This window comes from Rossellomorea sp. GQ25, from assembly GCF_059758515.1.
Window position 1 is genome coordinate 69,635 of record NZ_JCAXEQ010000010.1, and the last position, 12,281, is coordinate 81,915.

Sequence of the window (12,281 nt, forward strand, 5' to 3'; positions counted from 1 at the left end):
ATCATATTGAAAGAACCAAGGCGGAATAACCCTCCATTACTCCCCATAAAGCCGTCCAAAATCGGCAGAAAATGAATGATACTATCCCAAACCACTAAGGAAAACGAGTCCCCATCAAACCTCCACCAATATTTCCCTCCCATTCGAAATACCGATATTACCTGACGCGATATCCAAATTTGTATATCTGTATATCACTCTGCTCTCCCTCTACAAAAATTCTATTTGACACAATGAATGATAATATGAATAATCAATGGTATTCTTGAATAGAATGACAATGTTTTGTGTAAAGATATGAGGAAGTGAAAAGAGTGGAAACCCAGACGCAATTTTTTCGTGATACATGGGCAGAAATCAACCTAGATCATTTATATGAAAACGTAAAGAATATTCGAGAGCATATTCCTGGAGATGTGAAAGTGTTTGCAGTTGTGAAAGCGAATGCTTATGGGCATGGGGATGTTCAAACCGCGATTACTGCGCTCTCTGCTGGAGCACATGGCTTAGCTGTAGCATTCTTAGATGAAGCGATTTCCTTAAGAAGAGAAGGCGTAACAGCTCCCATTCTCGTATTAGGAGCTACGAGACCGAAAGATGTGCAGATTGCTGCTAAGTTGGATATTTCGTTAACGGCATTCCACCAAGAGTGGCTTGTGGAAGCCGAAAATCAGCTGTCAGAAGGAGATCGATTAAACCTTCATATCAAGTGTGATACAGGAATGGGGCGGATAGGTGTTCGTTCCGCTGAGGAATTAAAGGGTATTGAACAGTATGTTCAAGCTCATTCTCAATTTAAGCTTGAAGGGATCTTTACCCATTTTGCCACGGCCGATGAGTTGGACGATACCTATCTTGACCGGCAGTTAGCTCAATTTGAATACATGCTGAATCAATTGGAATCTTTACCAGCTTATATCCATTCTTCAAATAGTGCCGCTACATTAAGGAAAACCAATACCCTCTTTAATGCTGTGAGGGTAGGAATTGCCATGTACGGACTCACACCTTCTCAAGAGATGAAGCCCGAACTGCCTTTTCCTTTAAAAGAAGTGTTTTCTCTTCATTCAAGGCTTATTTATACTAAAGAACTTTCAGCTGGAGAGAAAGTGAGCTATGGGGCTACTTATGAAACGGGTGAGTCAGAATGGATCGGCACCATTCCGATTGGATACGCTGATGGATGGCTGCGGAAATTACAAGGTCAGGACATCATTGTGAACGGCAAAAGGGTTCCAATTGTTGGGAGAATCTGTATGGATCAATGTATGATTCGGCTGCCTGAATTTCTTAATATGGGTACCCATGTGACGTTAATCGGCAAACAGGGTGAAGAAGCGGTCACAATGGATGAAATTGCTGGAAAGCTTGATACCATTAACTATGAGATCTCTTGTATGATCTCCTCGAGAGTGCCGCGTATCTATATACGAAACGGGGAGCCCGCGGAAGTATCGAATAAACTCTTATCGACAGCTATTCACAGTCAACAGGAAAATAACCGCCGACTTGATGAATAATTAGTATTTTATATGGTGGATAATAGAAGAGATTGATAAATTAACTTTTCATTCCCCTTAATTGATGGTATGATAAATATGTTAATGAACAGAAACGGTATGTAGTGATTGGTGGAGGTGTAGTTTGTGTCTGAATCCAGCGCAACAACAGAAATCTTAATTCGTCTACCGCAACAGCTCGTTACAGAATTAGACGGCTTTGCAGATCAAGAAAATGTGAATCGCAATGAGTTTATTTATCGTGCAACCAAAATGTATTTAAGAGAGCGTAAAAAGAGACAATTACGTGAATCTATGAGACGCGGCTATATGGAAATGGCTAAGATTAATCTCGCAATCGCTTCAGAAGCGATTCAAGCAGAATATGAGGCAGAACATACAGTCGAACGCTTAGTAAGCGGGGGTTAATCCTTTGATTGTAAAGCGTGGTGACGTATACTTTGCAGACCTTTCTCCTGTTGTAGGATCAGAACAAGGCGGAGTTCGGCCGGTACTTGTTATTCAAAATGATATAGGGAACAGGTTTAGTCCCACAATTATTGTAGCTGCCATTACCGCTCAAATTCAAAAAGCGAAACTGCCTACTCATGTTGAAATTGATGCAAAACGTTATGGCTTTGAACGTGATTCCGTTATCTTGCTTGAACAGATTCGAACGATTGATAAACAACGTCTTACCGATAAGATTACGCACTTGGATGATGAGATGATGGAAAAAGTGGATGACGCCCTGCAAATCAGCGTGGGTCTAATCCAATTTTAGCCACCAGCTTTTCACGTGCAAATCCTTTATCATGTTATACAATAGGAACAATAGAACTTCAAACCAGAAGGCTTGCTGATCAACAACATGATTGATCATTAAGCCTTTTTGTTTTGCTTTTTTTTCTGTTTCATCAGGTGGTTCTAGTCCTGATTACCCCCGAAAAAAGGATATGCATAACGGAAATATAGTCAATTTTATGACAAAACATCGCAAACAATTTATAATGGGAAAAGCAAGAAATAAAAATACCCGAAAAGGCATAGGTTTTTTCTTTTTTGAATTTATTTGATACTATTAAAGTAAATACGTCATTTTTTAGTTCACTGTTGTAACCTACTTTAAAATTAAGTTACATCATTCGGCATAAATACTAAGTACAAATTTCATATGATAGAATGGAGAGAACTAAATGTTTAGTGAAGTCACGGATTATATCCAGAATAATAAACCAGATATCACTAGTATTTGGATGGAACGAATGAGGAACGAAGCAGACGAGAAGTTTCTTCAAGTCGTTTCAGATCAAGTTTTTACTAAAACAAGCCATGAGTTTGTAGAGATGATTGCTTCTAACTTAAGGGATTCCAAAGAATTCAATAGCCGGTTGGGAGATTTCGCTGAAAAGGTTGTCAGATTAGGATGGCCGCTGACTTTCGTGACATCGGCTTTAAGTACTTTTGGTAAAGTGGTTTACGAAGGTATGATGAAAGAAGGTATTATTACAGATCAAAACTATGTGGAACAAGTTGAGAAGTTCGATAAATGGTTAACCCCGATGAATAATAAAGTAATCAGTGCTTATACAGAATCATGGGAAAGAACCGTTTCTCTTCAAAAAATAGCATTGCAGGAATTGTCTGCACCATTAATACCTGTCTTTGAAAAAATTTCAGTGATGCCGCTTGTTGGAACGATTGATACAGAACGAGCGCGATTAATTATGGAAAATCTATTAAACGGTGTAGTGAAGCATAGAGCAGAAGTGGTGTTAATCGATATCACCGGTGTACCAGTAGTGGATACAATGGTAGCTCATCATATCATCCAGGCAGCTGAAGCTGTTCGATTAGTAGGGGCGAAGTGCATGTTGGTAGGGATCAGACCTGAAATTGCTCAAACGATTGTAAACTTAGGTATTGATTTAAATCAGTTCAGTACAAATAGCACGTTACGAAAAGGAATTGAAAAGGCTCTTGAAATGACAAATCGAAAAATAGTTTCGGCGGAGGGATTAGAGTGAGAATACCAATTTTAAAGCTGCATGATTGTTTGTTGATTTCCATTCAGTGGGAGCTTGATGATCACACAGCTCTTCAGTTTCAAGAAGATCTTCTGCATAAGATCCATGAAACGAGTGCAAGAGGGGTAGTAATCGATATTACTTCTATTGATTTTATAGATTCATTCATTGCTAAGGTACTTGGGGATGTCATTAACATGTCAAGGTTAATGGGTGCGAAGGTAGTCATCACCGGCATCCAGCCTGCTGTAGCGATAACGTTGATCGAGCTGGGAATCAGGTTAGAGGACGTTCTGACCGCTCTGGATCTGGAAAAAGGTCTGGAGAAATTACAATTGGAACTGGGGGACTAGGTATGGATAGTCAATCCTGCGTGAAGATCACGAATGAATGGGACATCGTTGCTGCCCGCCAGTTAGGGAGGAATGTAGCGAAAGAGCTCGGATTCGGTACCGTTGACCAAGCTCGCATCACTACGGCTATCAGCGAATTAGCAAGGAACATCTATTTATATGCTGGCTATGGTCAAATTTGCATTGAAAAATTATTCGATGCCGGGAAAAAGGGTGTACGAATTATCGCCTTGGACGAAGGACCCGGAATTACAGATATTAGAAAAGTAATGGAAGATGGATATTCCACATCAGGCGGATTAGGAGCAGGTTTGCCTGGAGTTAAGCGTTTAATGGACGAGTTCAACGTTGAGTCTGTGCCAGGTGAAGGGACAGACATAAGGGCGACTAAGTGGCTCCGCTAGGGGGAGTTAAATGAATTTCAGAGAGTTAATGGATTCAAAATATAGAGAAATTATCGAGCATTACTTAAACGAACAAGATGAAAAAGCTCTTTATTTAGGACAGAAATTTAGTCGTAAATCAATTGAGCATCATGTTTCACCAGAGGAGATCATTAGTCTCCATAAGAGTGTAATATTAGAAATGGAGTCCGATATACCACATCAAGTATTACATTCTTTCGATATTTTACTTGAAGTCATGATAGGCTATGGTTTTGCTTATCGAGAGCATCAAAGTTTACGTACAAAACAACAAGAATTAAATAACGAAATAGATGTAGCATCCAATATGCAACAAACCCTGCTCGGGACGGTCATCCCTTCAGTAGAAGGTTTGGATATTGGAGCTGTAAGTGTACCTGCTAAAAAGATGAATGGAGATTACTATCACTTTGTTCAGGATGAGAATGATAGCGTAAGTGTTGCCATTGCTGATGTAATTGGTAAGGGTATTCCTGCAGCTCTATGTATGTCCATGATCAAGTATGCGATGGATAGCCTACCTGAGTACCGGAATGAACCTAATGCTGTTTTGGAAAGCTTAAACAGAGTAGTGGAGCAAAATGTGGATGCAAGTATGTTCATAACCATGTTTTACGGTGTATACAATGCGGAGGAACATCTATTTTCATACTCATCAGCTGGGCATGAACCTGGCTTTTTTTATAGAGCGTCAACCAATGAATTTGAAGATCTTGATGCAAAAGGTCTTTTATTAGGTGTAGATAAAAAAGCGAAGTACCGAGAATACGAAAGACGGGTTGAAGCAGGGGACATGATCATCCTTCTCTCTGATGGAGTAACAGAGTGTCGTTCAGAAGAGGGCTTCATTGAAAGGGAAGATTTGGTTCAATTAATTAGCGAATACGATCACCTTCCCCCTCAAGAAATTGTCAATAACGTATACAAACAACTCGAGAAGCTACAGAACTTTGAGCTTAGAGACGATTTCACTCTAATCATCATAAAAAGAAATTCATAAATAAAGTTTATTCTTATCGTAGATAGGGTAAATGTATAGAGACTTATTATAAATGTTGCTAAAAAAGGTGGTCTTTTTATGAACTTATCAATAGATGTGAAAGAAAAAGAGAATGAACTAATCGTTAAAGTAGCTGGTGAAATTGATGCATATACAGCTCCAAAGCTTAAAGAAACGCTTCAACCCTCTGCTGAAGCTGATAATAAAGATATAACGGTGGATCTTTCAGACGTATCGTATATGGATAGTACTGGATTAGGTGTATTCGTTGGTCTTTTCAAGACGGTTAAAGCTCGCGGTGGACAACTAAATCTAATTGGATTATCCGATCGTCTGCAGAGACTGTTTGATATTACAGGTTTAGGGGATATTATGAATATTAATTCCAAGGTAGAAGGTGGCGTGGAATGATGAAGGCTTTTGATTACATCGAGATGAAGATCCCCGCTAAGCCGGAATTTGTCGGGGTCATTCGTTTAACGCTTTCAGGAATTGCAAGTCGTATGGGATTTGACTACGATGCAATTGAGGATTTGAAGATTGCTACTAGTGAAGCTATCACAAATGCGGTTCAGCATGCGTATAAAGACAACGACGGAGAAGTGGTTGTTGGATTCGCGCTATATGAGGATCACCTTGAGGTTATGGTAGCGGATCACGGTGAAAGTTTTGATTTCAAAGAAATTCGCAGTGCTGTTGGTCCTTATCATGCCGATCATTCAGTGGAGTTCTTAAGAGAAGGTGGGTTAGGTCTTTACCTTATTGAGAGCTTGATGGATGATGTAAAAGTGCATCACAAGGAGGGAGTGACAGTCTTTATGACTAAATTCCTATCAGGGGAGCAGGTGGAGAAGGATGAAAAAACTATCTCAACCTAACCAGCAGGCTCAAAAAGAAAAAGTCCTTCAATGGATCAAAGACTATCAGGAAAGACAAGATGACGATGCACAAAGTCAACTGATCTTACATTACCAGAATCTTGTTGAGTCCATTGCGAGGAAATATTCAAAGGGAAGATCTTTCCACGAAGACATTATCCAAGTAGGGATGATTGGATTGCTTGGTGCAATCAGGAGGTACGATGAATCTTTCGGTAGATCATTCGAGGCCTTTGCGATTCCGACCATCATTGGAGAGATAAAAAGGTTCCTACGAGATAAAACGTGGAGCGTGCATGTTCCACGGAGAATTAAAGAGCTTGGTCCGAAAATAAAATCTACTGTTGAAGAGTTAACAAATAAATTAGAACGTTCTCCTCAAGTTCATGAAATTGCTGAGTTTCTTGAAGTTAGTGAAGAGGAAGTTCTGGAAGCCATGGAAATGGGTAGAAGTTATCAAGCATTATCTGTTGATCACTCGATTGAAGCGGATTCAGAAGGAAGCACAGTTACAATATTGGATATTGTGGGAGACCAGGATGAGGGCTACGAGAAAGTCAATCAGCGACTCGTTCTTGAGAAAGTGCTTCATGTTCTTTCCGACAGAGAAAAGGCTATTATACAACACACCTATTTAGAAAATTTAAGCCAAAAAGAAGCTGGCGAGAAGCTCGGTATTTCCCAAATGCATGTTTCCCGTTTACAAAGAAGAGCGATTAAAAAGCTTAGGGAAGCCATTCAGGAAGAGATGAGCCATTCGGAGAGTCATTATTAATGGCTTATCTTCAACAAAATGAAATAGAGCTTTATGCAGAACAAGTATCGAAAAACGGAAATCCTTATTGTGGGGACAGTTATTTCTATACCTCTACAAACGATTACTTTATCTGTGTTTTGGCCGATGGTTTAGGTAGCGGTAAGTTTGCTTATGAATCGTCTCATGTTGTCGTCGATATAGTTGAAGAGCATCACCACGAGTGTGTTGAAACCCTCATGAGTCTTTGTAACGATGCTCTTCAGAAAAAACGTGGCGCTGCAGTGGCGATTATTAAAGTGTATTACCATTCCAAAGAGTTTGTGTATAGCTGTGTAGGAAATATTCGTTTTTATATGTATGCACCTGAAGGAAAGATGACTTATCCATTACCGGTTACCGGGTATTTATCCGGAAGGCCGCAAACATATAAGACCCAACGTTTTCATTACGATTCCAACTCAAGATTCCTTATTCACTCAGATGGACTGAGTATATCGGGAGTAAAGAATATCCTTCAAAGATATCCAACGCTTCATGGCGCTTTAGGTGATATTCAATCTCTAGTCGACGGTACATCAGACGATACAACATATATTATTGGAAACTTACTCTAACGGTCTTAGGGTAAGTTTTTCTTGTTTATATGCCCTGTTAAATAACATTGATTGCAATGGCAGGGTGTGGATTCACTTGAATAATGATGTTAATTGAACAGAGTTTTTCAATATTAAGTCTTTTCGAATGGTTGAAGGATTGATTTTTTTAAATTCTCCTTTTTAAACAAACCGATGCTAAGAAAGTTGATTGGAGCGGAAATCAACCACTACTCGCATTATTTTAAACCCAAATGTCCTTATTATGAGTTAAGCCACCTTTTCAATCCTCAAGGACGGTTATGGTAAAATATATAAGAATCCTATTAATGGAGGTAATACAATTGGCCGCAACATTAACAAATCAAGAACCGTTACTTTACAGAGTATCCAAAGAATTGAACCTATCAATAAAAAATGTGAAAAACGTCATCTCACTACTGGAGGAAGGGAATACAGTTCCTTTCATCGCGCGATACCGGAAAGAACAGACCGGAGCGCTTGACGAAGTTCAGATCCGTAATATTATGGATAAATGGAATTACCTTCAAAATTTAGAGCAGAGAAAAGAAGAAGTTATTCGATTGATCGAAGAACAAGGGAAGCTGACTAAAGAGTTAACCCAGTCCATTAAAAAAGCAGATAAGCTGCAAACGGTAGAAGATTTGTACCGTCCATATAAGCAAAAAAGAAGAACAAAAGCGACCGTAGCGAAAGAAAAAGGGCTGGAACCCCTGGCGGAATGGATCCTTACATTCCCAGCATCAGGAGACCTTGAAGAAAAGGCTTCTCATTACGTGTCTGAAGAAAAGGAAGTAATGACGACCGAGGAAGCTTTAAATGGGGCAAAGGACATTATTGCTGAGTACATTTCCGATGAAGCTTCATACCGAGAATACATAAGAAGCTATACATTCCGTAAAGGGTTAATTGAATCAAAGGTGAAAAAGGAAGAGGAAGACGAAAAAAAGGTCTTCGAAATGTACTACTCTTATCAAGAGCCCATTCATAAAGTAGTTCCTCACCGCATTTTAGCCATGAACCGAGGGGAAAAGGAAGATGTATTAAAGGTAAATATCCAGCCTGATGCAGAAGGAATCCTTAACTATTTGCAAAGACAGGTCATTAAAAATGTTCACTCCTTCTCCGTTCCTCTTGTAAAAGAAGCGGTGGAGGATAGCTATAAAAGACTGATCCAGCCATCGGTAGAAAGAGAAATTCGCAATGAATTAACAGAGAAAGCCGAGGATCAAGCCATCCATATCTTCTCTGAAAACTTGAGAAAGTTATTGCTTCAGCCGCCGATGAAAGGAAAAATGGTCTTGGGTGTCGACCCTGCTTTCCGAACAGGCTGCAAATTAGCGGTCATTGATGAAACAGGAAAAACTCTTGATATAAATGTGATCTATCCACATTCATCCCAATCTCAACTCGCAAAAGCGGAAGAAGCAATCAAAGCGATTATGACAAAATATTCGATTGAGGTTGTTGCTATTGGAAACGGGACGGCGTCCAGGGAAACCGAGCAATTTGTTGTAAATGTGTTAAAAGATATGGATCAACCTATCTTCTATTTAATTGTCAACGAAGCGGGAGCGAGTGTTTATTCAGCGTCAGATGTGGCGAGAGAAGAGTTTCCGGACCTTCAGGTTGAAGAAAGAAGTGCCGTCTCCATCGCAAGAAGATTGCAGGATCCGTTAGCTGAATTAGTGAAAATCGATCCTAAATCTGTTGGAGTTGGGCAATACCAGCATGATGTTTCACAAAAGAAGCTCAATGAATCATTAACCTTCGTCGTGGAAACGGCTGTAAACCAAGTGGGCGTAAATGTGAATACGGCCTCTTCATCACTATTGCAATATGTAGCGGGACTCTCCAAAACGGTGGCTACAAATATTGTGAAAAAGAGAGAAGAAGAAGGGAAGTTTGATTCCAGGGCCCAATTAAAGAAAATTCCAAGACTGGGTGCAAAAACGTACGAACAATGTATTGGATTCCTAAGAATAATGGATGGGAAGGAGATACTTGATCGAACCTCTATTCACCCGGACAATTATAACGATGTGAAGAAGCTTCTTGCGAAAGTTGGATTGAGTGTAAATGACGTTGGCTCAGAAGAACTGAAACAGTCTTTAAACCAATTGAATTTAGAAGAGGTTTCTGAGGAGTTGGAAATAGGGAGATTAACACTGAAAGATATTGTAGATTCGTTAATTCGACCAGGGCGTGATCCACGGGATGAATTTCCTAAACCTCTTCTCAAGAAGGATGTCTTGAAACTCGAAGATTTAACACAAGGCATGGAGTTACAAGGGACAGTAAGAAATGTAGTGGATTTCGGTGCGTTTATCGACGTAGGTGTGAAACAAGATGGACTTGTCCATATTTCAAAACTAAAAAATGGTTTCGTTAAGCATCCATTAGATGTGGTGTCTGTTGGGGACGTCGTGACCGTTTGGGTTGATAGCGTGGATGTTCAAAAAGGCAGAGTCGCTTTGACAATGATTCAATAATCAGGTAAGAGCTGACTGTAGGGTAGTGAATGCTATCTCAGGTCAGCTCTTTTTTGCCATTTATGATGGGATATGATAGATGGCCATACTTAAGAGCTGTTCTTCTTACGGTAAAAATACCAGCATTGATTAAGGAGTTTGATTTGATATCGATCCTTCTCAAAATAGGCTCTCCTCAATTGATTCACAAGCCAGTTAGGCATGGGGTAACCTCCTTATCTCTAAGAAAGTGCCAGCTGAATCCATGAGATGACATTCCTTGGAGTATTTTGTCATGCTGAAACAGTAATGATGATATCTAGTTTATGCTATAATAGGTTGTCATGTTCTAATTAAGAAAGTAGGATTTTATATGACGGATGCTGAGCTGCAACTCCTTGTTGAAAAAATTTCTATTCAATCTTTTCATAAGCCTTTTCTTCATAAGGCATATTTCAACCCAAGGCTAAGAACGACTGGGGGAAGATATATGTTAGGTAGTCATGATATCGATATTAATCGTAAATATTTAGACGAGCATGGCATGGATGAATTAACAGGAATCATAAAACATGAGTTATGCCATTATCACTTGCACATTGAAGGAAAAGGATACAAGCATGGAGATGAAGATTTTAAGAGACTTCTAAATGAAGTTGGGGGTCCAAGACATTGTTTAACATTAACGAGTGTGAATAATAGAACTAGGTTTATGATTTATGTGTGCTCGAAGTGCGGGTTGGAGTTTAAAAGAAGAAGGAAGATCAATATAAGAAAATACGTGTGTGGACGTTGTAAAGGGAAGCTTAAATTAGTGAAGGAAGTTATTATGAAGGAAGACAAATCCTGAGTGGTTAATCCCCCGATCATGATCATCTTTTTCTGATAAAAAGTGTTTGAAAGTAGTTGACAATAAATAGCGGAATCATTATAATCTAAAGAGTCGATAAGACGAGTTAAGCGAAAGAATACTTTACGTTCCGCAGTAGCTCAGTGGTAGAGCTATCGGCTGTTAACCGATCGGTCGCAAGTTCGAATCTTGCCTGCGGAGCCATTTTTATGGGGAAGTACTCAAGTGGCTGAAGAGGCGCCCCTGCTAAGGGTGTAGGTCGGGCAACTGGCGCGAGGGTTCAAATCCCTCCTTCTCCGCCATTACTTTTAGGACATGGCCCATTGGTCAAGCGGTTAAGACACCGCCCTTTCACGGCGGTAACACGGGTTCGAATCCCGTATGGGTCATTTTCATTTTTGCTATTGGCAAACTAATGAAAGATATTTTGCTGACGCAAATAATGAAAGTTATTTTGACTATCGTCAAAAAACTCTGGTCCGGTAGTTCAGTTGGTTAGAATGCCTGCCTGTCACGCAGGAGGTCGCGGGTTCGAGTCCCGTCCGGACCGCCAGATTATTTCTTTAAAAAGTTATTGACTTTAATGTTTTGGACATGTTATCATATAAACCTCGTCACTTTTTGACGAAACATTGGGCTATAGCCAAGCGGTAAGGCATCGCACTTTGACTGCGACATGCGTTGGTTCGAATCCAGCTAGCCCAGCCATTTAAGAGCCATTAGCTCAGTTGGTAGAGCATCTGACTTTTAATCAGAGGGTCGAAGGTTCGAGTCCTTCATGGCTCACCAAAGATTTTTGCGATAGCAAAATATCTAAACCACTTATGCGGGTGTGGCGGAATTGGCAGACGCACCAGACTTAGGATCTGGCGCCGCAAGGCGTGGGGGTTCAAGTCCCTTCACCCGCACTTTAAAAGTTGTTGAAATAACTTTCGAAAAAGGTATTGACACAATAGATTATCCTCGTTATAATAGTGTTTGTCGCTTAAAACGCGGTCGTGGCGGAATGGCAGACGCGCTAGGTTGAGGGCCTAGTGGGGGCGACCCCGTGGAGGTTCAAGTCCTCTCGGCCGCACCAAAATTTTTAAAACATATTGCGCCCGTAGCTCAATTGGATAGAGCGTTTGACTACGGATCAAAAGGTTAGGGGTTCGACTCCTCTCGGGCGCGCCATCTTGTTTCTACAAGCGAGTGTTTCATACTCAAAGTAATATATATGCTTTTCTAGCGGGAAGTAGCTCAGCTTGGTAGAGCACTTGGTTTGGGACCAAGGGGTCGCAGGTTCGAATCCTGTCTTCCCGACCATCACAATTTTATATGCGGGTGTAGTTTAGTGGTAAAACCTCAGCCTTCCAAGCTGATGATGAGGGTTCGATTCCCTTCACCCGCTCCAATTTAAACCTTATT

14 protein-coding genes and 11 tRNA genes are annotated in these 12,281 nt (G+C 40.3%); 24 read left to right on the forward strand and 1 reads right to left on the reverse strand.

Features of this window, described 5'->3' with window-relative positions:
• The first annotated feature begins 314 nt into the window (after window positions 1-314).
• From alr to AC6CIB_RS21595, 12 genes are all read left to right on the forward strand, one after another.
• Window positions 315-1,520: an alanine racemase gene (gene alr / locus AC6CIB_RS21540; RefSeq protein WP_498284190.1), complete on the forward strand. Its 1,206-nt coding sequence runs from the start codon at window positions 315-317 to the stop codon at window positions 1,518-1,520.
• Window positions 1,521-1,646: 126 nt separating this feature from the next.
• Window positions 1,647-1,928: a CopG family ribbon-helix-helix protein gene (locus AC6CIB_RS21545; protein WP_032085355.1), complete on the forward strand. Its 282-nt coding sequence runs from the start codon at window positions 1,647-1,649 to the stop codon at window positions 1,926-1,928.
• Between the two features lie 4 nt (window positions 1,929-1,932).
• Complete coding sequence (gene ndoA, locus AC6CIB_RS21550) at window positions 1,933-2,283, forward strand: type II toxin-antitoxin system endoribonuclease NdoA (RefSeq protein ID WP_034763063.1); 351 nt, start codon at window positions 1,933-1,935, stop codon at window positions 2,281-2,283.
• Window positions 2,284-2,695: 412 nt separating this feature from the next.
• The gene (rsbRA, locus tag AC6CIB_RS21555) at window positions 2,696-3,526 is read left to right on the forward strand and encodes an RsbT co-antagonist protein RsbRA (RefSeq protein ID WP_498284192.1); all 831 of its coding nucleotides are present in this window, start codon (window positions 2,696-2,698) and stop codon (window positions 3,524-3,526) included.
• A complete protein-coding gene (locus AC6CIB_RS21560; RefSeq protein ID WP_498284194.1) occupies window positions 3,523-3,879 on the forward strand; it encodes an STAS domain-containing protein in 357 nt (118 codons plus the stop codon). Before rsbRA ends, AC6CIB_RS21560 begins: the two co-directional genes overlap by 4 nt.
• Window positions 3,880-3,881: 2 nt before the next feature.
• A complete protein-coding gene (locus AC6CIB_RS21565) occupies window positions 3,882-4,283 on the forward strand; it encodes an anti-sigma regulatory factor (RefSeq protein ID WP_149157987.1) in 402 nt (133 codons plus the stop codon).
• 10 nt (window positions 4,284-4,293) lie between these two features.
• On the forward strand, window positions 4,294-5,304 hold the full coding sequence (locus AC6CIB_RS21570) for a PP2C family protein-serine/threonine phosphatase (RefSeq protein WP_498284196.1): 1,011 nt from the start codon (window positions 4,294-4,296) through the stop codon (window positions 5,302-5,304).
• 78 nt (window positions 5,305-5,382) lie between these two features.
• On the forward strand, window positions 5,383-5,715 hold the full coding sequence (locus AC6CIB_RS21575; RefSeq protein WP_498284198.1) for an anti-sigma factor antagonist: 333 nt from the start codon (window positions 5,383-5,385) through the stop codon (window positions 5,713-5,715).
• Window positions 5,715-6,182, forward strand: a complete 468-nt coding sequence (rsbW, locus tag AC6CIB_RS21580) for an anti-sigma B factor RsbW (protein ID WP_498284210.1) — start codon at window positions 5,715-5,717, stop codon at window positions 6,180-6,182. Before AC6CIB_RS21575 ends, rsbW begins: the two co-directional genes overlap by 1 nt.
• On the forward strand, window positions 6,160-6,957 hold the full coding sequence (sigB, locus tag AC6CIB_RS21585; RefSeq protein WP_498284200.1) for an RNA polymerase sigma factor SigB: 798 nt from the start codon (window positions 6,160-6,162) through the stop codon (window positions 6,955-6,957). The genes rsbW and sigB overlap by 23 nt, the downstream gene beginning before the upstream one ends.
• Window positions 6,957-7,553: a PP2C family serine/threonine-protein phosphatase gene (locus tag AC6CIB_RS21590; protein ID WP_498284202.1), complete on the forward strand. Its 597-nt coding sequence runs from the start codon at window positions 6,957-6,959 to the stop codon at window positions 7,551-7,553. Before sigB ends, AC6CIB_RS21590 begins: the two co-directional genes overlap by 1 nt.
• A gap of 323 nt (window positions 7,554-7,876) precedes the next feature.
• On the forward strand, window positions 7,877-10,045 hold the full coding sequence (locus AC6CIB_RS21595) for a Tex family protein (RefSeq protein ID WP_498284204.1): 2,169 nt from the start codon (window positions 7,877-7,879) through the stop codon (window positions 10,043-10,045).
• An 89-nt stretch (window positions 10,046-10,134) separates the two neighbouring features.
• On the opposite strand, the gene cmpA is transcribed toward AC6CIB_RS21595, so the two are convergent.
• Complete coding sequence (cmpA, locus tag AC6CIB_RS21600; protein ID WP_113970254.1) at window positions 10,135-10,248, reverse strand: cortex morphogenetic protein CmpA; 114 nt, start codon at window positions 10,246-10,248, stop codon at window positions 10,135-10,137.
• A gap of 149 nt (window positions 10,249-10,397) precedes the next feature.
• Between cmpA and AC6CIB_RS21605 the strand changes: the two genes are divergently transcribed.
• The 12 genes from AC6CIB_RS21605 (at window position 10,398) to AC6CIB_RS21660 (ending at window position 12,267) form a co-directional block, all read left to right on the forward strand.
• Complete coding sequence (locus AC6CIB_RS21605) at window positions 10,398-10,874, forward strand: SprT family protein (RefSeq protein ID WP_498284206.1); 477 nt, start codon at window positions 10,398-10,400, stop codon at window positions 10,872-10,874.
• A 129-nt stretch (window positions 10,875-11,003) separates the two neighbouring features.
• A tRNA-Asn gene (locus tag AC6CIB_RS21610) sits at window positions 11,004-11,078 on the forward strand.
• A gap of 7 nt (window positions 11,079-11,085) precedes the next feature.
• A tRNA-Ser gene (locus AC6CIB_RS21615) sits at window positions 11,086-11,176 on the forward strand.
• 15 nt (window positions 11,177-11,191) lie between these two features.
• Window positions 11,192-11,263 (forward strand) — tRNA-Glu (locus AC6CIB_RS21620).
• A gap of 87 nt (window positions 11,264-11,350) precedes the next feature.
• Window positions 11,351-11,427 (forward strand) — tRNA-Asp (locus AC6CIB_RS21625).
• An 80-nt stretch (window positions 11,428-11,507) separates the two neighbouring features.
• Window positions 11,508-11,582 (forward strand) — tRNA-Gln (locus AC6CIB_RS21630).
• Between the two features lie 5 nt (window positions 11,583-11,587).
• Window positions 11,588-11,663: transfer RNA gene (locus AC6CIB_RS21635), tRNA-Lys, on the forward strand.
• Window positions 11,664-11,700: 37 nt separating this feature from the next.
• Window positions 11,701-11,782 (forward strand) — tRNA-Leu (locus AC6CIB_RS21640).
• Window positions 11,783-11,866: 84 nt separating this feature from the next.
• Window positions 11,867-11,952, forward strand: a tRNA-Leu gene (locus AC6CIB_RS21645).
• A gap of 18 nt (window positions 11,953-11,970) precedes the next feature.
• A tRNA-Arg gene (locus AC6CIB_RS21650) sits at window positions 11,971-12,047 on the forward strand.
• A gap of 55 nt (window positions 12,048-12,102) precedes the next feature.
• Window positions 12,103-12,179, forward strand: a tRNA-Pro gene (locus AC6CIB_RS21655).
• A gap of 14 nt (window positions 12,180-12,193) precedes the next feature.
• Window positions 12,194-12,267 (forward strand) — tRNA-Gly (locus tag AC6CIB_RS21660).
• Window positions 12,268-12,281 lie beyond the last annotated feature (14 nt).